The sequence below is a fragment of the Paenibacillus sp. FSL H3-0457 genome (assembly GCF_037981725.1).
Lineage (GTDB): Bacteria > Bacillota > Bacilli > Paenibacillales > Paenibacillaceae > Paenibacillus > Paenibacillus amylolyticus.
The window spans coordinates 6,014,057-6,039,742 of the sequence record NZ_CP150283.1; the positions used below are offsets into that span (position 1 = coordinate 6,014,057).

The 25,686-nt window shown below is 49.1% G+C and carries 8 protein-coding genes; all 8 read right to left on the bottom strand.

The features are described from left to right. Nucleotides 1-17 precede the first annotated feature (17 nt). Nucleotides 18-1,277 carry an ACP S-malonyltransferase gene (gene fabD / locus MHH25_RS26720; protein WP_338707062.1) on the bottom strand — a complete coding sequence of 420 codons (1,260 nt, stop codon included), beginning with the start codon at nucleotides 1,275-1,277 and terminating at the stop codon, nucleotides 18-20. A 30-nt stretch (nucleotides 1,278-1,307) separates the two neighbouring features. Continuing rightward, on the bottom strand, nucleotides 1,308-2,333 hold the full coding sequence (locus MHH25_RS26725) for an HAD-IIIC family phosphatase (protein ID WP_076328853.1): 1,026 nt from the start codon (nucleotides 2,331-2,333) through the stop codon (nucleotides 1,308-1,310). Continuing rightward, nucleotides 2,330-3,487, bottom strand: coding sequence for an acyl-CoA dehydrogenase family protein (locus tag MHH25_RS26730; RefSeq protein WP_235193722.1), 1,158 nt, complete (start codon nucleotides 3,485-3,487; stop codon nucleotides 2,330-2,332). The genes MHH25_RS26725 and MHH25_RS26730 overlap by 4 nt, the downstream gene beginning before the upstream one ends. A 77-nt stretch (nucleotides 3,488-3,564) precedes the next feature. Further along, nucleotides 3,565-3,807 carry an acyl carrier protein gene (locus tag MHH25_RS26735; RefSeq protein WP_036668118.1) on the bottom strand — a complete coding sequence of 81 codons (243 nt, stop codon included), beginning with the start codon at nucleotides 3,805-3,807 and terminating at the stop codon, nucleotides 3,565-3,567. Nucleotides 3,808-3,891: 84 nt separating this feature from the next. Continuing rightward, a complete protein-coding gene (locus MHH25_RS26740; protein ID WP_036668119.1) occupies nucleotides 3,892-4,737 on the bottom strand; it encodes a 3-hydroxyacyl-CoA dehydrogenase NAD-binding domain-containing protein in 846 nt (281 codons plus the stop codon). Nucleotides 4,738-4,784: 47 nt separating this feature from the next. Further along, entirely contained in the window at nucleotides 4,785-13,901 is a 9,117-nt protein-coding gene (locus MHH25_RS26745; protein WP_340018572.1) for an SDR family NAD(P)-dependent oxidoreductase, read from the bottom strand. Nucleotides 13,902-13,915: 14 nt separating this feature from the next. Then, nucleotides 13,916-17,947, bottom strand: coding sequence for an SDR family NAD(P)-dependent oxidoreductase (locus MHH25_RS26750; RefSeq protein WP_340018573.1), 4,032 nt, complete (start codon nucleotides 17,945-17,947; stop codon nucleotides 13,916-13,918). 13 nt (nucleotides 17,948-17,960) lie between these two features. Next, nucleotides 17,961-25,667, bottom strand: a complete 7,707-nt coding sequence (locus MHH25_RS26755; protein ID WP_340018574.1) for an SDR family NAD(P)-dependent oxidoreductase — start codon at nucleotides 25,665-25,667, stop codon at nucleotides 17,961-17,963. Nucleotides 25,668-25,686 lie beyond the last annotated feature (19 nt).

The window sequence follows — 25,686 nt, forward strand, 5'->3', positions numbered from 1 at the left end:
TGGTGTACACGTACTTGTTATGCCGTAGGAACTTTATCGTCACTCCACAAATAATACTGTCCCGTCTCGTCCAGGATCTGGTGGAACCAGTCATCCCGCTCTTCCTGCTCTACTTGTTTGGTTTCGAATATGGTACCCAGCCATTCCAGAGACAATTTCATCTGCTCCGTAGTCGGTGCCCGATCCGCTGCCTCAAGTTCTTCTTGAAGCTGCTGGATTCGTTTATAAGGCTCAACGACTCCTTTTTGATATTGCTCCTGATCCCAATTCCGGTTCGGTGTGGCTACCGCCGCGGCCATACATTTGGTCACTACCGTTGGTCTCGGTCTGGATACAACAGCCTGATCCAGCAACTCCTTCAATGCTTTGCGGTCCTCTTTCTGTCCATAGGCAAAAGACTTCATGCCCAGCTTGTCCAGCTCCACCAGTCCGCTCAGGACATTCTTTGGTCCAAGTTCAATCGTCAGCGTGACACCATGCTTTTTGAGATATTGCATCGTCTGTGTCCACTTCACCGGCTGGGATAATTGCCTTTGGAGCAGTCCCTTAATTCGCTCAGCTTCGGTATACGGAGTAGCGGTCACATTAGATACGACGGGCCACTTGAATGGGTGGAAACGATAATTGGCAAGTTCTACCGCAAGCTGTTGACCGGCCGGCTCCATCAAACGGCTATGAAACGGCGCACTCATCATCAACGGGGTCGTCTGGGCATCTTGATCCAGCAAGAGGGATTCAACTTGTTCAATCGAATCCTGATGACCGGATATGGCATACTGACCTGAAGCATTGTAACAGGAGATCGCAGACCAGGCCGTATCGGTTGACACTTGCTCACAGGCTCTGCGGATCATACCCTCATCTGCACCATCAATGATGGTCATTCCCCCATCTGCTTCATCTGCGATGAGTTCGGTCAATTCGCCACGCCGCTTGGTGATCCGCACAGCATCACCAAATGTCATGGCACCGGAGCATGTTAGTGCTGCATATTCACCCAGGCTGTGACCCGCGCAGAACTGCGGGTTGATCCCGATCTCCTCCATGTAGACACGATAGGCAACAACACTTGCTGTCAGCAATGCCGGCTGCATATTGGAAGGTTTGTTCAGATCAAACAGGCTGCCTTCAAAACTCATTTTGGCCAGATCAAAGCCCAGAATATGATTAGCTTCTTCATACGTTTGTCTTGCAATCTCGTACTGATCATAGAAGTTTTTCATCATACCTATATATTGGGAACCTTGCCCTGGAAACAGAAATGCTATTTTTTCCATTGATTGAACACCTCGCCTCTTAGATTGGGTTTACGCGATAACTTCCATGGACACATACGCAGGCTGATCCTGAATCATGCTTAGATCACTCTCAAACAAATAAAAATCTCCGTTCTGCTCAATCTCACGGAATCCAGCAAATTTGTAAGTGATCATCATCGTACGATTGCGATCTGTTGATACAAACTCGGCCTGCAAACGGACGTTCGCTTCCTTAGCCATACGCATCACATGATGCAGCAGCAACGTACCTGCTCCTCTAGACATAACGCGACAGGAGACCAGTAGTAGTTTAAGCGTCCAAACTTCGTCATTTAATTCGAGCAGAGCCAGTCCGATTTTTCCATATGTGCCGTACTTGTCCTCCAATCCTGCAATCAGCAGTTTGTGACGTGGAGAGTACCGGAATTGATCGAGTTCCTCGTAAGAGTAGGTATAACCTGTGGCATTCAGTTGATGTGTTCTCACCGTCAGTTCTTCTGCACGCTGTAGATCCCCTTCCTTCACCTCGGAGATCGTGAAGATCATGCCAAGAGAGGCCAGGAATTCATCTTGAGTACCTTCAAATTCCTCCTCCTTCTCATTGCGGGCAATATCATTCATGTACATCTTTCTGCGTAAGGCAGAATCCTCGGTAATGAAACGTGGGTTCATCTCATCCATATCCGTTAATTCAAGGTAGGCCAGCGCATCGATACAGAGCACGTCGGGGTGAGTGAATAATACTTCCTCCCGTTCGAAAGGCTGATCATCGATAAAGGCAATCGTGTCCATTCCGATATTGATGGACTCCACAATCGTTTTTACCGATCGGGATTTGGCATTCCAATTGATTTGTGGATAGATGAAATATTCACGCAATCCGAATTCTTCCAATTTGGCCATTGCCAGTTCATGATCGTTACGGCTGGCAACCGATTGTAGAATGCCCCGTTCATCCAGTGTACGGATGACTTCTACAATATTTTCTTTCAGCGTGACCTCTTCATCCTCCAGCAAAATTCCGTTCCAAATGGTATGGTCCAAATCCCAGATCACACATTTAATTTTTTTCATGACAAAACAGCCTCCTCTTGTACGGATTCATGGGTACTCGCAGCGTATGAAGCAATAACCATCTCATGCATTTGTGTGGTGCCCTCAATAATCTCATTCACGCGGGCATCCCGATAGAAGCGCTCCACTGGATACTCCGCACTACAGCCCTTGGCTCCATGAATCTGTACCGCGCGGTGCGCTACCTTGTTGACCATATCAGCTGCATAATATTTAGCCGTCCAGGTCTCCATAATGGAATCCGGGTCCATTACTTCTTTCAGATAACCGGATTGATAACATAAGAGCCGCGCTGCTCTCACATCCACAATGATTTCTGTCAGCATTTTCTGAATTAACTGATTTTCCTGCAAAAGAGTTCCGAACTGACGGCGGCTGCCTGCATAACTCAGTGAAGCATCCAGACAGGCTTGTCCCAGTCCAATACAGCCCCAAGCTACGGTGTAGCGACCATAATCCAAACAATGCAAGGCTACCATGGAAACACCGATACCTGGGCTCCCTACCATACGATCCGGGCCAACATAACAATGCTCCAGATGCAGTTCCGCGAGCATCGAGCCTTTAACCCCCAGCATTCCGTTGATCGGCTGCGTCTTCAATCCCGAATTATTCCGTTCCACCAAGAATGCGGTTGGTTTATCATTCACTTGGGCAAAGATGAGAAACAGGTCAGCAAGCTGACCCATCGTGATCCACTTTTTCTTCCCGTTCAGCTGATACCCATCTCCATCCAATTCGGCAATAGTCTCGATGCTTTTGGCATCACTGCCCACTCCCGGTTCGCTCAGTCCAAAGGCTCCAATGACTTCACCCGAGGCCAGTCGTGGCAACCAATAGGACCGCATATCTTCGGAACCAAACTTCTGAATGGCTATGGCTACCATACCGTGAACAGTAAGCAGACTCCGGACGGATGAACATCCTCTTCCGATCTCCTCATTCAGCACCCCAACCGATATCGGATCAAGCCCCATGCCTCCATACTCCCTAGGAATCATGGAACCCAGATAACCGGAGGATTTCAGCGAATCGATAACCTCTGGATGAAGCCGTTCCTCTCTATCGTGCAAGCCTGCGTATGGGACGATATATTGATTGGTAAATGATGCAGCATCCTGCTTGCATTGGAGCTGCTGTTCGCTCAATTCCATTTTCAACACGTTAACCTCCTTAGAATGGGACTGGATGAATGCAAACGGTACACTGGACTGTGGACCGAATCGGCTTCCTAAGAACTGACCATCTTGCTCTCAATAAGCTCAACGATGGCGTTAATGGACTTGAAGTTCTGCAAATCCAGATCTTTATTGTCGACACGAATGGAGAATTCCTTCTCCAGAAACATAACTAGTTGCATCGCAAACAACGAATTCACAAAACCAAGGGCAAAGATATCCTCGTCGTCCTGAAGCTCGTGCTTTTTGAAAAAACGACCCAGAAACTTGCGAACTCTACCTTTAACTTCTTCCATGTGTATTACTCCCTTTCCCTCATTAAAATGGTGTTTTGAATACGCAATAAAGCTTTTCATGCCATGAACGATTCATGCAGTTGATTAGTAACTATAGAAACCTTCCCCCGACTTTCTTCCAGTCTGTCCGGCGTGCACCATCTTTCTCAGTAAAGGACAGCAACGGAATTTCGGGTCCTGATAGCTCTCATACAGCACATCGAGCGAATCCACAACAGTATCCAAGCCGATTAAATCTGCTGTCTCCAGCGGTCCCATCGTGTGTCCATAACATTTCACAAAAATATCATCCACCTCACGTGCTGTAGCCACCTGATCCTGTAGAACAAAAGCAGCTTCATTCATAAACAGATGGGAAATCCGGTTCGAGACAAATCCGGGAAAGTCGTTAACCAGAATCGTCTCTTTACCGATGGATGACAATAGTTCAGTTACTTCTTCAATGGTACGATCCGAGGTGTGCATACCCTTGATCACTTCAACTGCTGATTTCAGGGGAACCGGATTCATAAAATGAGTACCAATGACCCGATCAGGCCGCTTGGTTAGTGCTGCAATTTTGGTAATGGAGATACACGAAGTGTTCACCAGAAATATGCATGCCTCATGACAGATCGGATCGATCAGGCTGTACACTTCCTTTTTGATGTCCCACTGTTCATTCACATTTTCAACGATAATATCAGCTTCACGAAGCATCTCCAGTTCCGTCGTCATATGGATGCGCTCCATGATGATCTCCGGGTCTTCCAGTCCCTCTACTTTCTTGAATAACCTCAGCATCCGGATATTGTTATAGATCTCTTCTCCAGCGCTCTCCAGCACTTCATCCTTGATATCCACCAAGACAACCTCATGACCTGTCTGTGCAAAACTCTGGGCTACACCGCGGCCCATCACACCTGCTCCAATTACCCCGATCTTCTTCATTGTCCCTGTTCCTCCTGTTTGTGGGGGAGAGGCTATGCTCTCCCTGATCAGAAATTAAAATCAAGATCTTCTGAGGCCGTATCGTAAGAAACCAGCATATGCTTGCTGCTTTCCAGTTCAATCTCGCCAAGTTTTTGTTCCGGATGAAGCAATAACTGTTGCAGCAGCTCTACATAATCGTGAAGCATTTTCTCCGCCGTTTCCCGCTTGAAGAGCTTGGTACGATACTCCAGATTAAATCGCAGCTTGTCATGCTTCTCGATGATTTCGAGATACACGTCATAACGGCTTTCCGCAGCTCCAAACTCATATGGAGTCGTAGTGAATTTGCCCACAGTAACGTCCACTGTACCTACATTCTGAAGGGCAAACATCGCATCGAATAAAGGATTACGGTGTCTGTCTCTGTTCAAGTTAAGCTTCCGCACCAGGTCTTCAAACTGAAATTGTTGATTCTCATAAGACCTCAAGGCGCCTTCCCTAACTTCAGCCAGCAGCTCCAGGAACGTTTTCCCGGATTGTGGCTTGGTACGAATCGTGATGATGTTAATAAAAACACCAACGACATCCTCCAGATCGGCGTGAGATCTGCCCGCAATGGGAGAGCCCACAACGATATCCTCCTGATCTGCATATTTGGCCAGTAAAACGTTATATGCTGCAAGCAGCAGCATAAACAAGGTTGTTCCTGTCTTCGCAGCCATACGTTCCAGATCCATAGTCAAGGTTTCATTGCCGATAAACACGACCTGATCTCCTTCGAATTCATTAGCCAAAGGACGAGGATAATCGGTAGGCAATTTGAGCTGTGGAATGGAATCCTGATACAGGTTCAACCAATACTCTTCCTGTTTGAGCAGAGCACCAGAGGAGAGCAAGGCATTATGCCACACGGCATAATCTTTGTACTGAATGGTGAGTGGTTGCAGTTCACGCCCTTCGTACAGATCAATGATTTCCTGCATAATGATGTCCATGGACATGCCATCTGTGATGATATGATGCATATCAAAAAATACGGCGTGTACACGATCTGCAAGCTTAACCACTTCAAAACGGAATAATGGTGCCTGATCCAACTCAAAAGGTTTCACAAAACCAAGGAGCTTCTCGGTCAGTTGTTCCCGGGTACACTCTGAATAACCCACGTTGAAATCGACCTGATCCCATACCTTCTGATAAGGAATACCGTCCAGAATCTCAAACGAAGTCCGGAAGGATTCATGACGTTGAATCAGCTTGCGAATGATCTGTTCAAATGCCCCATGCTCAAAGTCCCCCTCCATGATGGAGGCTCTTGGTATGTTTGCATTGGTGTTTTGACCCTCCAGCCGGTCCAGAACGACGAATCTCTTCTGTGCAGAAGAGACTGGGTAATACGGTTGGGTCTCCACGCGAGTCAGAGCAGGCAGCGCTCCCACGGAATCTTCACCTATGGAAAGACCGTAAGACTCCTCCAGATAGGCAGCCGATTCCGCAATGGTTGGATACATCAGGATCTCTGCTGTGTTCACAAGAATCGACAACTCTTTTGTGAGACCATTGGCGATCTTGAGACCCAGAATGGAGTCTCCACCCAATTCATAGAAATCATCATAAATACTGAGTTCATTGACCCCAAGCGATTTACTCCATAGTCGGCCTAAGGCGTTCTCAATGACGGAATAAACTTCATCCATCCTGCCCAGCAACTTCATCTCGCCTGATGATTCATGTGAACGACTTGAATCTCCCTTACGTCCTGTCTCAATGGCCTCGCTAATATCGGAAGAAAACAGCATGAGCGGCATATCATCAGAAACATGCTGATAAATCCCTTCCCGGTTGAGTTCCCCGATCAGAACCTGGGTTATATCCTTGCGCATGGCTTCTTGCAGCCCTTGGATGCCCCGGGCTGTTGTGATCGCCTTGAATCCTCCATCTGAATTGGCATGAAAATCCCGGGCCATGCCGGTCTCTTTCCATGCTGTCCAGTTCACGGCAAGAGTGGACAAACCTGATTGCCTGCGATGAGCCGCGAACGAATCCATATAGGCATTAGCAGCGGTATAATCCCCCTGTCCAGGTTCACTAAAGAACGTGGTAGCCGTGGAGAACATGACAAAGAAGTCTGGCTGATCCGCACGTGTCAGCTGATCCAGACTCCATGTCCCCAGCACCTTAGGCCGCATAACGCGTTCAAAGGCTTCACGGTCTTTATTCATCAGGAAACCTTCGCCAGCCACACCAGCGCCGTGGATAATACCAGACACCAGACCATGTTGCTGTCTGATTTTGCTGAGCACCGAAGCAAGCTGAATGGGGTCAGCAATATCTACGCTGTATAGATGTACTTCTGTGCCCTGAGCTTCCATCTCTTTGATCCGTTGAATCTGAGCGGTTAACTTCGTTTCCTCACCTGAGGACAGCACCTCTTCCCATGTTGCCCGTTCTGGAAACGGTGAGCGGTTCATCAATACAAGTTTGATTTTCTCCGGCGCTAAAGATAGTGCACTCGCCGTCTCCATTCCAATTCCGCCTGTCCCTCCAGTAATGAGATACACACCGCCTTCACGCATGTGTATCGGTCGTTCCGGCAGCAAGGACATCGGGATTTCGCCCAACTCCTGAACATATCGCCGCCCCTTCCGGTACGCAGCAAGATATAACGTGTCCGGGTCGCGAATTTCCTGTAGCCATTGCTCCATCGGTGTCTCGGCATCAATATCAATGCTTCGGCAACGGAATTGATTCATCTCATGACAGATGGTCTTGCCAAGCCCAACCATGGGTGCGTGTTCTGGACGAATGTACAGCTCACTGCCCGTAACGCTTTGTGTACAAGATGTCACCAGTACCAAGTCGACCGGGCGTTTGAAATGAACCCTGGACATCGCTTTGGACAAATAAAACAGACTGTACACGCCACGATCAAGCGATTCTTCCAATTCCCCTACAGTACCTTCATCCGCATCCTGATCCAGTGCAAAGAAATGAAGAAGCTGCGAGATTTTATAAGGCTCTACCGCTCGGATTAACCGTTCATAATCTTCTTCACATGATCGAATGGTAAATTCGGCATTGGCTTGATTGGTGTAGGACTCTCCGCGGTAAACCTTGATCACAAGCCGGCCTTCCGCTTCCAGTTTCCCAGCTACGGATGTGGCTGTGCCATTTCTATCCATTAACATTACAACCGGTTCTGTACTGCCACCCTGTTGACCAATCGATATTCGATTCATTTCTTTCCACATAGCGGCATAGTGCAGAGGAGCCGGGACCTCTTCTATCGAGACCTCACGCAGCTGTGGACGTTCGGGAATGTTAATCCAGCAGCGCTTCCGTTCCAGCGGATACGCGGGCAAGCTGACTTTACGAGGGTGTTCACCTGCGTACAGTTCTTCCCAGTCCGCATCTGCTCCCTGTACATACAGATGGGCGATCTGCTTTAACAAATACTCCGACTCGCGTCCATCCTGTACAAAGCTCTGGATCGCTGAACGCATTAATTGGCTCAGACCCATTTTTTCCGATTCGGTCATTTCACCAGCAGCCTTATCCTTCTTGCTCTTGGGAACAGTCCGATGTTCACCGAACTCTACACCTAGTTGTGCAATGGATTGAAACGGTTTGTTCTCCAACTGTCTAAGCGTGTTCAGCAGCCCTTCCGTATCCCGCCCCATAAGTGACAACCGGAACGGGTAATGCCCTCGTCCCGTGCTTGCTGTACTGCAAATATCTGCGAGTGCATATTGCTCGTTCCGTTCAAGCAGGCGAACATAGTCGGCAACCAGCCGCTGAAGTGCCTCTTCGGATCGGGCAGACAATACCAGCAAATGAGGACGTGCTGTTACTGGTGCAGATACGGGTATTGTCACCGGGGGTTCTTCCAGAATGACATGGCAATTCGTACCACTAATACCGAACGCACTGACACCACAGCGACGCGGTCCGTCCTTCACTTTCCACGGTCGTAATCGTGTATTCACATATACAGGCGATGCATGAAAATCAATATTCCGGTTCGGACGATTGAAATGAAGATTCGGCGGAATCACACCATGTCTGACAGCCAGTGCAGCTTTGATCAGACTGATCATGCCTGCTGCCTCAGAGGTATGACCCAGATTGGTTTTAATGGAACCGACCGCGCAGAATTGGCGTCTGTCCGTGAATTGTCGGAACGCATTTTGGATGCCTTTGATTTCAATCGGGTCACCCAGTGCGGTTCCCGTGCCATGCGTTTCCATGTAAGTAATGGTCTCGGGATGAATACCCGCCTGTTTCCAGGCCTTGGTGATGACTTCCTGTTGAGCCGCTGGATTGGGAGCCGTAATACCGGCTGAACTGCCATCCTGATTCATCGCAGTGCCTTTGAGAACGGCGTATACCTGATCCCCATCCCTCAAGGCATGATCCAGCCTTTTTAGCATCACTACCCCGATGCCCTCACCAAGTCCAGCACCATCGGAATCATCATCGAATGCCCGGGTCTTTCCATCACCGGACTCCAGTCCCTGGAGCATGTTTTCATTCTTTTTGGTGATCGGCATGGTTGAGATTTTGATTCCACCGACTGCGGCCATGCTACACTCTCCACTTAACAGGGCACGCGAAGCAATGTGCACCGCTGTGAGAGACGAAGAACAGGCCGTATCTACCAACATGCTTGGCCCTTTCAAATTCAACAAATACGATATGCGGGCCGGAATGATCGATGGTGTGTTACCCACCACAGCATCCGGCAGAGCACCCAAATCCGTCTCATATATGAATCGTGAATACATATCGACTGTGTTGGTTGAATAACCCAAATAGACACCGGTATCTGACCCGGCCAATTTCCCGCCGCCATAACCCGAATCTTCAATGGCCCTCCACACCGTCTCCAGGAAGAGACGTTGATTCGGATCTGTCAGACTGGCTTCCTTAGGTGATAATTTGAAAAATGAATAATCGAATAAGTCAATGTCTTCAATAAAAGCTCCCGCTTTGGAATCCAGTTCCGGGAGATCCAGCCTTGTATTTTGCAAATACCAGTCCAGATCCTGTTGTCTTCGTTCCGGGAGAGGACGGATATGATCTACCTTGCCTTGAATATGCTCCCAGAATTCGGATACATCAGTTGTGGAAGCTACATTCAGAGCCATCCCTACGATGGCTAAATCTCCTGACAAAGGTCCAGGCACAGTTTGTCCTGGACGCTGCTGATCTTGGGAACCTGCCTCTGCTTGCTCCGCAACATGCGTGGATTCCTGTTTTTCGCTGGTCGCATATGCATCATCTATATCACTCAATACAGGATTAGCGTCTTCTTCCGATTCACCATGTTCTTTGAAAATATATTCAGCCAGCTTATGGATCGTAGAAAATTCAAACAAATCCGTCACGGCAAGAACACCAGAGTACCTCTTGGAGAGCCCCGCGTGAATTTTCAGCAGCAGAATGGAATCCGCACCCAACTCAAAGAAATTCTCATAGATATCGATTTCATCAAATCCAAGAACTTCTTTGCATACGCTGGCGACATGGCGTTCGGTAGCCGTATATCCGCCCCCGCTCTTGCCTGATAATTTCACTTCACCATTTGAAGTGCTGCCAGCCTTCTTGGTCGACCTCGTTTTGGAAGCAGCGCTTTGCAGATATTCGGCCACTTTGCCGCTGAGTTCTGTTGACAACCGAACCTGCATTTTATCCAGCAAGCGAACGCCGCCTCCACTGAAGTTCAGTTGCCCGATCAGCACCCTGCGGATCGAAGAGTTCATCGCCTGTGCCAAACCCTGTATTGCCTCTGCCGTAAGGACCGTTTTGAAGATGGTGTCTGCGGTAAAACCGGCATCCACCGACATGCCCGTCTCTTTCCATGTGGTCCAATTCACGGTGAGCGTGCGTTTTCCTCTTAAGGTACGCTCATCAGCAAAGGCATCCAGGTAGGCATTGGCTGCCACATAGTCTGCTTGCGTTACACCACTGAACATCGTGGCTACAGAAGAGTACATCACAAAGAAATCCAGATCATCACTGCGGGTCAGTTCATCCAGATTCCAGGTACCATATATTTTGGATGCCAGCACTTCGCTGAATCGTTCTTCACTCCGATCCAACAGAAGTTGATCTCCTCCGACACCCGCCCCATGAATAATTCCATGAATGGCCCCATAACGTGTACGCATATCCCGAATCACCATATCCATGGCTTCCCAGTCAGCTACATCCGCACTGTACCAAGACACTTCTGAACCTTTAGCCTCCAGCTCCGTAACGGCTGTAATGAATCGCCGAAGCTTGGCTTGACCGGGCTGGTTCATCAAGTTCTCCCAATGTATACGATCCGGTATCGGGGTCCGATTGATCAGAGCCAGGCGCACAGGTGCTTTGGAAGCCAGAAAACGCGCAGTTTCCAGACCAATACCACCGCCACCCCCAGTAATCAGATATACGCCCTGATGGCGTACAGATAATGGGGTATCCTCAGCAACCTGCACACGCGTAAATTCTTCAACGTAACGTTGTCCACCACGGTACGCGACCAGATAATCCCCCTGACCTTCTGTATCCAGCGCTTCCTCCATCCAGTCATCTGTGGCGGTGTCTGCATCTACGTCTATGGAGCGGAAAGAGATGGATGGATGCTCACGGCTCAATACCTTGCTTAGACTCAGGAATGGCGCATGTTCCGGCCGCTGAGCGGATTCGTCTCCCGTAATATTGTGGGCGTTCAATGCAATCAGTGTAATACCAGCAATCTCGGCAAAATCACTTCTCATCAGAGCACGCACTAAATAATACACACTGTACACACCTTGGCGCTGGCTGTTCTGCAATTCATTCAGACTGTGAATACCCGATTGCGGGGTATCCAAAGAACAGCCAACATGAATGATGTGATCCACCGACTTGTCCCGAAGGCTTGCGAAGAGACGGTCGTAATCCGCTTCCTCGTCACCAAGCGTATACCGATTGTCGCTCACATGTGCATAAGCAGAGCCCACTACAGCCCGGATTATATTCACGCCCGTGCGCTCAAGCACACGAGCTACAGAATCATCTGCACCAGGCTTGCCTTCAATCAGTAATACCGTTCCCGGTAAAACGGAGATCCCGCTGCCTGAACGTTTCCGTTCAGCAACTCTCCATTGCATCGTATAATGAAAATCTTCTGTCTGTTGAACAGGCACTGCTGCACCTCTATCGATACGACTCGAAACCAGATCCTCGGGCAGATCAATCCAGCAGCGATGGGATTCAAAAGGGTATACGGGCAGGCTGACCCGATGCACACCGGTACCTTTGTACAGTTCCACCCAGTTCACGTCTGCACCTTGTACGTATAACGAACCAAGTTCGGACACGCCAGCCTCATCAGTCCACTCGGAGAGGGTAACCTCTTGCGTAAGCTCCTGTACCCGTCGATCAAGCTTCTTCCGTGACGCTTCCGTCATATCACCTGGCTCAAGCTGTGATTTACTGGCAGGAACGATTTTATGCTCCCCGAAGCTAAACCAGGACTCAGGCTCATTCCACGTTTCCGCCAAAGATAGGACTTGCAGCTTCAGTCCCAGATCCGCGATACTTTCTGCTACTACAGCCAATCGGAAGTTGTAGTGTCCTCTGCCAACACTCGCGGTATAACACAGATCCTGCAGATGACATGCAGGCGGTTTTTCCTGCATTAATCGGCTATATGTGGCGACCAGTTCCCGCAGAGCTGGCTCAGACTTGGCGGACAACACGACCAGCCCTTCCTTCGCATAAGAAGAGTCAACATCTGTAGCAACCGGGGCTTCTTCCAGCACCAGATGACAGTTCGTTCCGCTAAAACCGAAACTGCTTACTGCACAGCGCATCGGAGATCCTTTTGCTTCCCATTTGCGAAGTCTTGTGTTTACATACACGGGTGATGTCTTGAAGTCGATCTGTGCATTGGGTCTGTCAAAATGAAGAGATGGCGGGATTTCACGGTTTTTGATAACCAGTGCCGCCTTGATCAGACTGACCAGACCTGCCGCTTCATAGGGGTGACCAATATTCGATTTCACGGTACCGATCGGACAAAATTGCTTTTTATCCGTATACTTCTGGAAAGCAAGCTCTAAGCCTTCAAGTTCCAACGGATCTCCCAGCTTCGTACCCGTTCCGTGTGTCTCAATGTAAGACAGGGTCTCCGGGTGAATTCCGGCCTGATCCCACGCTCTTGATATCACATCGGCCTGGGCCTCCGGGTTGGGAGCGGTGATCCCAATAGAAGCTCCGTCCTGATTGATGGCGCTGCCTTTAATAACCGCATAGATCTGGTCCTTGTCCCTGAGCGCTTTGCTCAACGGTTTCAGTAATACCGTAGCAACCCCTTCGCTGATTCCAGCCCCATCCGATGAATGGTCAAAGGCTCTTGTTCGTCCATCCGATGCTTCAAGCCCCCCACGGTAATATTCCGTATCCAGTGGCATCAGGTTCACACGTAATCCACCGGCAAGTGCCATATCACAATCGCCATTCCGAATGGATTGGCAGGCGAGATGCACGGCAACCAATGAGGATGAACAGGCCGTGTCCACCACCATTGAAGGCCCCTTCAGATCCAGAAGGTACGAAATTCGTGCAGGCATCATGGCGGCAATATTGCCGACGGCTGCATCGGAAGTTAATTGAATATCGATGTCCTGAATCATTCGCAGATAGCTGTCCTTAATGTTGCTGGCGAATCCCAGATATACGCCTGTACGGCTGCCAGCCAGACTTTTCCCACCATATCCTGCATCTTCGAGGGCACTCCAGGCTGTTCGTAGAAACAGTCTTTGAAAAGGGTCCATCAGCGCCGCATCCCGCGGCGGAATCCGAAATAATTTGTAATCAAATTGGTCAATGTCTTTCAGATAAGAACCATCACTGTATTTGATGTCCTCTCCATATCCTGCATATTGGAGATATGCATCAATATTTTGACGACGAGAGTCCGGAAAATTAGCAATGGAATCACAGCGATCACGGATGTTGTCCCAAAACTCGCCAATATTGTCCGCGGACGGAAGCATGGCCGATATGCCAACAATGGCGATTCCCTCAGAGTCGTTCCGCCTACCCTCCGATTTCAATCCTTTGAGCAGCTGGCCAGCAACCTGCTTGTCAATTTTGCCCGCGGCTGCATTCTCAATAATCATTCTCAGCATTTGGCTTGTTTGGTTCATCGGGTTCTCCTTCCTCAACGATCCTCGACGCTCTTGACTGCATCGTCAATGCTCAGACTACCGGCTTCAATATCTTTAAACAGCTGTTCAAAATCATCCACCGGTTGGACTGGCTCAGCAGCCGGTTTTATTTCCAGCTTGGTCATTACAAATTGGGATAGCGCATGTACACTGGTGTACGAAAATAGATGGATCAGTTTCATCTTGCCTGGATAGGCATCTTCGAGCAAAGAAAATAAACGGTTTAACAGGATGGAATCTCCGCCCAGATCAAAAAAGCTGTCGTGGATATCCAGTTCTTCAAAACCAAGTACTTCGTTATACATGCCTGCAATCTGCCGTTCGATGCTGTTGTAATCCTCGCCGTCTTTCCCTTTGAGCTCAACATGTGCATTCGTCGATTTGTTTCGTTTGGCTGCAACAGGAGCCACCTGCCGCGACTCTTCCAACTTCTCGGCTTCCTTCAGCCTGTTCGTCATCTCTTCCGAGAATCGGAATGGAAACTTGGTCAATAGCGCTTTGGCAAACCGTGGATGGTATGTAAATTCCCCGATTAACACACGCGGCACCTCTTTGTTCAATGCTGCCAAGAATCCGGCCGTTGCCTGTTCGGTCGGAAGGGCTTTCGTAATGGCGTCCACATTAAAACCGTAATCAACAGACATACCCGCTTCTTTCCAAGAAGACCAGTTGATAGACAAGGTCTTCAGACCACTTTTGCTGCGTGAGTAAGACAAAGCATCCAGATAGGCATTTGCCGCTGAATAATCCCCTTGTCCAACTTCACTTGACAGAGACAGACCGGAAGAGAAAAAGACCATAAAATCAAGCTCATCCTGCCGAGTCAGTTGGTCCAGTATCCAGGCCCCTTGCACTTTTGGATGAAGGACTTCGTCAAACGTTTCCTGGGTTTTGCGGATCAAATATCCAACCGCCGGTACCCCTGCACCGTGAATCACACCCGTGATGGACCCGTGCTTCTCCCTGACATCGGCCAGTACATCCTGCATCGCTGCATAATCCGACACATCGGCTGCATAACAGGATACTTCCGAGCCCTGTTGTTCAATCGCCAGGAAATTATGGAGACGAGCCGCCATCTTGGGTTCAAGTTCGGGGTCCTTAAGAAGAGTCTCCCATTCCGATCTTACTGGAACTGGGGTGCGACCAATCAGTACAAGCTTAACGTCTGCTTGGGCAGCAAAGAATTTTGCCATTTCCTGACCAATCCCGCCTGTACCTCCAGTAATGACGTACACGCCATCTCTTTGGATATGGACAGGAGAATCCTTTAACTCATTGGCTGGGACTTCACCCAATTCCTCGATATATCGAACCCCATTGCGGTATGCAGAGGTATAACTCTGATTTTGGGAACCCATTTCCTGAAGCAGTTCAGCTACTCCTGTACTCTCGTCCAAATCAATGCTTCGACACGTAATATGCGGATATTCCAGGGCGAGTACTTTGCCCAGACCGTATAACGAGGCCGCTTCGGGAGAAAGCCGACTCTCTCCGGTTGTGACTTCGTAGACCTGTTCGGAGACCAGCATCATATTCAGCGCGCTGTCACTTCCGTGCTCAATCAAGGCACGAATCAGATAAAACAGGCTATATACCCCTTTTTGCTGACTTTGTTCCAAAGCCTGAAGTGTACGAATTTCCGTGGAAGCCGGGACTGCAAAGAGATGCACAATGTCACTGATGGACGTTTCTCCCAACGCTACAAACAACTCCCCAAAGTTGCCTTCCGAACCATTTACCGTAAATGATCCATCCGGTTCCTGATTGAAAGATTCTCCATAACAGACCTCAATCACTTGGCGCCCTGACTGCTTAAGGCGTTCAATCAATTCACTTCCCCGGTTACCCTCATCCTTCAAAACCAGCACTGCACCTGTTCCTTGAATCGGCTCCGGCTCTGTTAGATCTGCTCTCCTCCAGTTCATCCGATAGAATCGGGCTGGCGTCGGTTCTTCCGAGTCCGCATTGCTGTAATTCGCGATAGCGGCGGTACGAGCTGCCTCAGGAACTTCAAACCAGCAGCGAGTCCGGGTAAATGGATAGGTCGGCAGACTTGTTTTGCGTAGCCCGTCCCCTGTATATAGAAGCTCCCAGTTCAGTTCTGCACCCTTCACATAATGCAGGCCAATCCGGTCCAGAATATCCTGTTCGACCTGCTGACCTTTGCCTATCTTCGCCAGTTCCGGATTCAGACTCATAGACCGATGGCCCGTATGCCCTTCTTCTCCACCTATGGCTGGTGAATCTGGACGGTTTTGATCGTTGCTGACCTTGTGATAACCGTAATAAATCCCTGGACTTCGATGTACATTGGGTCCTACACTTTTGCTTAAATTCTCATCCGCCGATCCGATCATTCGTCCAGCCTCAATTAAGCGAAGCTGAAGCTCCTCCGCATCCTGCCCGGTGACCAGTAAACGGTATGAATAGTGGCCCCTTCCCGTGTTGGCGGTATAACATACAGAAGGTACATGCTGAGATTCAACTTGAGAGAGCACGTTAGCATATTCCGTAATCAGGGTCTGGAGAGCTGCCTCCGTTTTGGCCGATACGGTTAGAAGATGTCCTCCCTGCACTTCCTGCACTTTAACCGTAGTGGTCGGTGCCTCTTCCAGAACGATGTGGCAATTGGTTCCACTGATACCAAATGCACTAACACCGCTACGTCGTGGTGTTGCATCGGTATCCCATTCCCGCAACCGGGCATTCACATAGACCGGGGAAGCCGCAAAGTCGATGGCCCGATTCGGTCTGTGAAAATGTTTGGAGGCAGGAATCTGTTTGTGTTGCAGTGACAGAGCAGATTTGATCAAACCCACGACCCCAGCCGCCTCCGACAGGTGGCCGATATTGGTTTTGACCGAGCCGATCCCGCAAAATTGACTTTTACCGGTGTGACGCCGGAATGCCTGCTCAATCCCTTGTACCTCTAGGGGATCACCCAGCATGGTGCCACTGCCATGCGTCTCAATATAAGAGACCGTCTCGGGATCGATACCCGCATCTGCCCAGGCTTGAAGAATCGCTTCGGTCTGCGCCTCTGGGTTCGGGGCGGCGATACTAATGGATTTACCATCCTGGTTTACGCCATAACCTTTAATGACAGCGTAGATCTGGTCACGATCTTCCAACGCTTTATCCAGCGGTTTGAGCATCACTACTCCTGCGCCTTCACCAATGCCCGATCCGTCCGAATCGTCATCAAAAGCTTTGGTTCTCCAATCTGTCGACTCAATCCCGATTTTGATATGATCACTCTTTAAAGGAACCAGATTAATCTTGATTCCCCCAACGAGTGCCTGATCACATTGCCCCTCCTTGATCGCCTGACAGGCCAGTGTAATGGCCACCAGAGAGGATGAACAAGAGGTATCCACCACCATGCTCGGCCCTTTCAAATCCAGTAAGAAGGATAACCGACCAGCCGCTACAGAAGCCAGATTACCCACAAGCGAGTACGCAAAGGATTCCGGTTCCGCATCGTAGATAAAACGTGAGTACAAATCCCGAATATTGTTGGACAGGCCCAGATATACACCGGTACGACTGCCCGTCAGTTTTCCGCCTCCATACCCTGCATCCTCGATCGCCTTCCATGCCGTTTCCAGAAACAGTCTGTGGTTGGGGTCTGTAAGACTAGCTTCTTTGGGTGACATTTTAAAATAGGCGTAATCAAATTTATCAATCTCATCCAGATAGGCATTTTCATTAAATTGAATTTCGTCTGGCGACATGCCCAAATATTGCAGATACGACTGGATGTCCGGCACTCTGGATTCGGGAAAGGAACGAATGCTGTCCGTGCCACTGACGATGTTATCCCAGAATTCGACAGGAGATTCAGCCTGCGGCAGCTTCAAAGCCATGCCCACAATGGCAATATCTTTGGCAGCATTGGTTGACCCGGACGCCGTATAAGCGTCCTCTTCCGCTTTGAGCTTTTTGAGTAGCTGCACGGCCACGGTTTTATCCAAGCTTCCGTCTTGCAGATGTTCCATGACAAACTTGTATACACTCTCCACCACAGTTCCTCCTTTACAGGTTAATCAGGTTATTCAATGCCTGCTGCAGCGTAACGTCGCCGCTTTCCATCTGGTCGATTACACGCTTCAAATCCTGCTCCATGTCTTGTGGCTTCGAAGTAGACTTCTCATCCATAAAACGAGCCAACCTAGTAATATTGGAGTTCGCAAACAAATCCGTGACTTTGGTCAGACCAGGAAACTGCTGATCGATCCGGGACTGTACCTGTATAAGGACGATGGAATCGGCACCCATTTCGAAGAAACTATCCCCTACATTAATTTCATGAAAACCAAGCATCGTTTTACAGATGGTGGCGAGTGCCTTTTCAGTCGGTGTATAGGATGCATCTGATTTACCTGTCAAAACGACTTCTCCGTCACGATTCTCTGACGAGGATGCTGGAAGACGCTTGCTTGCCAGCTGCTTCATCCGTTGGTCCAGTTGAACGCGAATAGAGGAAGAGAGATCAAACGGACTTTTGGCCAGTGCGGATATCAATTGACCCTCATAATGAATCTGGCCAATAAGTACTCGGCGAACCGAGGATTTCCGCATCACCAGAGACAATTGATTCATCGCCTGCTCTGTCGGCATGGCTTTGAACAACGTATCTACAGCAAACCCGTGCTCGGCTGACATGCCGGTCTCCTTCCAGGTAGACCATTGCACAGTCAGTGTGCGCTTGCCCATCATCGATCTGTAGTCAGCATACGCATCCAAGTAGGCATTCGCCGCAATGTAATCCGCCTGTCCCGGGGCGCTGAAGACCGAAGCAATCGATGAATAGAGCACCATGAAATCGAGATGATCCTGTTCAGTAAGTCGATCCAATACCCAGGTGCCATGCACTTTGGGAGAGAAGACCTCGGTGAATCCTGCCTGAGAACGGCTTGTGATCATTTCAGAGCTTCCGACCCCTGCACCATGGACAATCCCTTTGATTTTCCCGAACGTAACCCGAAGCTGATCCAGAAGTACACGCATGGCATCTAGATCCGACACATCTGCAGCATGGCAACTAACCTGATGTCCCCGGCTCTCCAGTTCACGAATAACTGTGATTTGATGAATCACTTTGAGTTTGGATTGTTCTGCAACAATGGCATCCCAATGCTCACGTGCAGGCATCGGTGTACGGCTGATTAATGCAAGATTTACTGGAGCATCGGAAGCCAAATACCGCGCGGTTTCCAGTCCAATTCCACCTGTACCGCCTGTAATGATGTATACACCATCGTTGTCAAAAACAAGTTCGTCTTCAGGAGGTGCTGATTCATTCAACGCTCTGAACTCCTGAACATACCGAGTTCCATTTCGATAGGCTACCTCATAATAGGAAGATGAAGTGCCGATCTCTTTCAGCAACAGATCCAGAGACGAACCTTCATCGATATCAATACAACGGCAATGAATCTGTATGTTTTCCTTGCCTACCACTCTGCCCATTCCAAAGGCAGAAGCCAGATGAGGTTTCATCCGCTCCGTACCCGTAATGGAATTGACCTCACGGGAAATCAGAACTAACTCGATGGGTTGACTCAGAGAACTGGACAACAACGCTCGAATAAACCGGAAGAACCCATACACACGTTCATTTAGAACAGACTCTAATGATTCCATGTCACTGGATTTACTTGCTGAATGTTCCTCACTACCAACACCGTTCAGATACACAATTCTTGAAAGTTGGTCTAGGCCCACCTGTTGCAGCACACGCTCATAGGCTTCCACTTGTTCCACATTTCGACTGTCCGGGTCAGATCGCAGAACATCCGTCTGAAGTACGGAATATACCTGCATCCCCGACTGCTCCATACGTGCCGCTATCTCAGCTGCATAATCGGACCCATCCAGAAGTACCAGTGTTGTGCCGTCGCTCACTTCGATCTGCTGATCGGAATCCCCTTTCGCTATCCCCTTCTGTTGCCATACCAGCTCGTAGGCTTCCGGTACCGCTCTGGTGCTCACTTGCGTGTATACCGAAGACTGCTCGGGAAGATCCACCCAGCAGCGTGTATTATCGTATGGATACAATGGAAGACTGATTTTACGAATTTCTTCTTCCCTGTACATCAGGCTCCAATCCACGTCACTGCCTGTGGTGTACAATCTGCATAATTCATGTAGTACTCCCGGATCTGAAGATTCCATGTATCGGGATAGGCACTCTCTACCCTCCTGCTTCAAAATGGACTTCTCCTGGCCCGTCAATTCGTAGTTCTTCCCTTCGTTCTTCTCTGTTACGACCTTATGCATTCCGTAATAGAGCTGATGCTCACCTACGGATTCGAGATCTGATGTAGCGAGTCGTCTCAGCTTCACGAGCAGATCGGACGTGTCCGTCACGCCAAAGGCGACACGATAAACATGATGCCAGCGCCCCGTATTCGCGGTATAACAGATGTTTTTGAGCGGAAGTTCCTGCTGACGTTCCGAGATAAAACGAATATAGTTATCAACCAGCGCAAGTAACGACTTGCGGCTCTTGGCACTTAGCGTGAATACTTCCACTTCTCTCGAAATCTTCCGCTCCTGAATAATAGGCGGCTCTTCCAGTACCAGATGGCAGTTGGTTCCGCTAAACCCAAAGGCACTGACTCCGCAGCGAAGCGGCTCGCCGTTTCCATCCCATGGTCTCGATTTCGTATTGACATACAACGGTGAATCCTGAAACGAAATGGAAGAGTTGGGCTTATCAAAATGAAGCGTGGGTGGCAATATCCGATGTTTCAAGGCCATAGCCGCTTTAACCAGACTGCCCACACCAGCTGCTTCAAACAAATGGCCTATATTGGACTTGACCGAACCTATAGCAACAAACTGATTCTTGTCTGTATATCGGCGCAGGGCCGTAGTAAGTCCATCCATTTCAATTGGATCACCAAGTTTCGTCGCTGTACCATGCGTTTCCACGTAACCAATGGTAGATGGATCAATACCGGCATCCTGCCATGCCTTCACAATAACATCCGTTTGCGCTTCAGGATTCGGAGCCGTAATGCCAATCGAAGCTCCATCCTGATTAATGGCACTTCCTTTGATGACTGCATAAATATTGTCTTTATCTGCAATCGCTTTGCTTAGTGACTTCAATACCACGGCGGCTCCGCCTTCACCAAGCCCCGAACCATCTGCTTCCTGATCAAATGGCTTGGTTAATCCATCCGAAGACTCAATGCCGACTTTCAAATAATCATGATCCAACGGACTGAGGCTGATCCGTGCACCAGCGACAATCGCCATCTCGCAATCACCATTACGAATGGCCCGGCAGGCCAGATGGGTAGCGACAAGTGATGCAGAACATGCCGTGTCGATGACCATCGTAGGCCCCTTGAGATCCAGTGGATAGGCAATACGGGTCGGCATCATGGCTGTGATATTCCCTACAATGGACATCGGATATTGATAAGGATCAAGATCACAGATCATTTTGAGATAAGAATCGTTCAGGCTACTGGCAAAACCCATATAGACACCCGTATTTGTTCCTTCGATGCGTCCCCCGTAACCTGCATCCTCTACCGCATGCCATGACGTCTTCATGAATAACCGCTGAATCGGGTCCGTTAATCCGGCCTCCTTCGGAGACAAGCGGAAATATTTATAATCGAATTGATCAATATCATCCAGAAATGCACCCTGAAGGTACTGTACTTCTTTGTCCGAACCCAGTCTGGCATTCATCCATTGATGATAGGCATCCATGTCTTTTTTGCGTCCCTCTGGAAAATCCGTTGTACAGTCCACACCGTTCAGGATGTTGTCCCAATACTGCTCTGCCGTATCTGCCATTGGCATTTCAGCAGCAATCCCAATAATGGCGATGGCCTCATCCTCTTCAACAGTTGTTTTCTTTTGCTCCAGAGGAGCAGCAGCTTTTGCTTTTACAGCCGTCCCGTTACCCTGATTCACATGCAGAGCCAGCTTATGAATAGACGTGTGGGCAAATAAATGAGCAATCTTCACTTGACCCGGAAACTCCTCGTTCAGTCTTTCATGCATACGGATCAGCATGATGGAGTTGCCCCCGAGATCGAAGAAGTTATCGTAAATGTTGATCTCCTGATAGCCCAGTATCTCACTGTATATGCGCGCAACCTGCTGCTCGGTTTCCGAATAGCGACCTTCCTCATTCCCGGAAAGATCTACGGGCCCCGTATGTTTCTCCTGTGGTATGGTCCGGTTCGGACGATGTTGCGCTCCTTGGTCAGCGATTTCCTTGCTGCGCTTCACTCCGGCTTCCAGCTTATCGGACAACCGGAACGGGAACTGCCCAAGTGCAGCAAGATGTTTGCTTCCATAATTCATTGCACCGATAAACACTCGGGAGAGCCGTCTGCTCATGGCCGCTTCCATCGCTGCAATCCCATCCGTTGTCGGAATGGTCTTGAACATGCCATCCACATTGATCCCAAATTCCACGGACATTCCAGTTTCTTTCCACGATACCCAATCAATGGAGAGTGTTCTGCGTCCCTGTCCCGTCCTCCATGCCGCGAAGGAGTCCAAATAACAATTGGCAGCCGTATAATCGCCTTGTCCAATTTCACCGATGACAGATATACCGGAGGAGAACAATACCATAAAGTCCATGTCTTGATCTCGCGTCAGTTTCTCCAGAATCCAGGTTCCCTTCACCTTGGGTCCAAGAATGGTCTGGAACTCATCATCGCTTTTGCGATATAAAAATCCGTCTCCCGGAATACCTGCTCCATGAATAACACCATTTATATTTCCATAGCGGTGAGTGATATCCTGAATCACTTCCGTCATGCCCACAACATCGGCCAGATCCGCACTGTAATAATGAACGGTTGCACCCAATGCTTCCAGTTCAAGGATGCCTTGCATTTTGGTACAGCGGGAGTCTTGGCCTGTTTGCAGTATGCCTTCCCACTCTTCCTTTGCTGGAAGAAGTGTCCGACCAACAAGCGCCAGCTTCACTGGCTTCGAAGAAGCCAGAAACCGTGCTGCTTCCAGACCAATACCGCTTGTACCACCCGTCACAAGATATACACCATCTGGACGCACCTCGAAAGGCACGCTCTCACTTTCATTAAGGTCTATCTCTGTGAACGTCTCCGTATAACGCTGTCCTTCACGATACGAAACAGCATAAGCTTTACCGTTTATATGTCTTTCCCTGAGGATGTCCTCCGCACATATGGACTGATCCACATCTACAAATTTGCTCCGAATATGTCCATACTCCTGCTGGATCACCTTACCCAGTCCCATCAAGAGTGCATTATGAGGGGTGATCCTCTCTTCTCTGCCTGTGACGTGTCCGGCGTATTCAGCAATCAGGTTCAGATGAATCTCTTCGGCGAAGCCTTTGCTCATCAGTGCCTGAACCAGATAGACAGGTGAGTAGAAAGCCTCCTGCTGCCTGGCTTCAATAGATGCCAAATCTTCGGGATAGAATGAACTCCCCATCATGGACATATAGATGATTTCAGTAATTTCACCGTCTGTGTACATGTTTAATAGCTGCGAATAAGCTCCAGGCATATCTCCGCCAACTTCGTATTGGTCCTCCGATATTTGCTGGAGCTGGTCACCCAGTCTCACATGGACTACCCGGCTGCCTTCGCCTTTCAGCCCAGCCGATAATTCCTGTTCCAGTTCGGTACCGTTACCGATAATCATTACTGTGCCTGAAGAGGAAGGTGCCGAGGTATCCGAAGTCGCATCCCCATGATCCTCTACCCAGCGCACCGTATGAAAGTAGTCTTTTAACGAAACAGCTGACGGTTCCTGAATATCAATCCAGCATCTGCTGGGCTCAAACGGATACGTAGGTAAGCTCAGCTTCTGAACCTGTCTCCCTTGATATAGCTGTCCCCAATCCATCGTTGCACCCTCGGCATAAAGTAAAGCCAAATCCCGGAGTGCTGTTTCATCCCACGAAAGTGGACTGGCAGCCAGTTCTTTGATCCGCTCTTGTGCCTGAGATGATTGACGTCTGGTGCGCTCACGTTCTTCCGAATCCATTCGCTCGGCTCCCGTAGGCTTAGGAGCAGGAGCACCGGCATAGACTCCTTCTTGTGTCTTCAATTGTGTCCAAGGCTGTTCCAACAAGTGGATCAGTTGAGCCGTATCCTCCACAAGCAGGGACAAGCGATGTTCATAATGTCCACGTCCTGTAGCTGCCGTATAACACACACTCGCAACAGGAGCTTCACGATTCTCCTTCAAGAAACGTTCATACCGCTGGAGCAATCGAACCAGTGCTTCTTCCGTCTGAGCCGAACACACAAACAGATGCTTGCCTGAACCCAGATTATCTCCCGGGTCTTTTACAGTAACAGCCGGAGCTTCCTCAAGCACGACATGGCAATTGGTTCCGCTGAATCCAAAAGCACTGACACCACATCTGCGCGGGATTCCCTCCTCCGCCTCCCAGGGTCGGAGTTGTGTATTTACATACACTGGTGTCTGCTCAAACCGGATGTTGCGGTTGGGTTTGGCAAAATGAAGGGATGGCGGGAGCTTCTGATGTTTCAAGGCCATCACCGCTTTGAGTAATCCTGTCACGCCTGCACATTCATATAAATGACCGATATTGGATTTCACAGAGCCAATCGCGCAAAATTGTTTTTTGGATGTAAACTGTTCGAAAGCGTTGGTAATCCCTTTAATCTCAATCGGATCTCCCAATTCTGTTGCTGTACCATGGGCTTCAATATAACGGATCGTCTCGGGGTCTATCCCCGCTTCTTCCCAAGCCTTCACGATCGCTTCCGATTGGGCCCGTGGATTCGGTGCGGTTAGTCCAATGGATGTTCCGTCCTGATTGGCAGCAGTACCCTTAATGACGGCGTAGATATGATCCCCATCTTCAATGGCCCGACTTAACGGTTTCAGAAGAATGGCAGCCACACCTTCACCAACACCCGCTCCATCCGAGGCATCATCAAATGTACGCGTCTCCCCGTCCGAGGACTCAATGCCAAATTGCTCATATTTATTAAAAACAGGGAGCGTATTCACCTTCACCCCACCCGCTATCGCTGCATCACATTCACCACTTCGAATCGACTGACAGGCCATATGGACGGCAACAAGGGATGAGGAACATGCGGTATCGACCACCATGCTGGGGCCTTTCAAATTCAGCAAATAGGATATTCTTCCTGCCAATACCGCCGTCACATTGCCCGTTACCGAGATGGAGATGGATTCCGGTTCTACATCGGCGATAATATTGGCATAATTATCTCGGGTGCTGCTGTAATATCCTACATACAATCCCGTATTGCTACCGGATAACCGCGCGCCTCCATAACCTGCATCTTCCACTGCTTCCCATGCCGTCTGGAGAAAAATTCTCTGGTCAGGACTCATCAGGGCTGCTTCTTTGGGTGTCAGCTTAAAATAGCGATAATCAAACTTGTCCACTTCATCCAGATAAGAGCCTTTAATAAAGCTTAACCCGTCTTCATCCTGCTGTTTGAAACGTACATATTTCAGAACATCCTCTTGTCTCGCTTCAGGGAACTCCACAATGGAATTCATTTTGTTCTCAATATTGCTCCAGAACTCCTCCACATGATCAGCCATGGGCATATGCGCAGAGATGCCGATGATGGCAATATCTTCACGAGTGTTCTTTTTCTGCTGTTTCAACAGTGTGATCATATCAATCGCCGTTTTTTTGTCGATTTTGCCACCAGATGTATTCTCAATAATATATTTAAGCAACTGTTCCAATGTATCGTCCCCTTACATA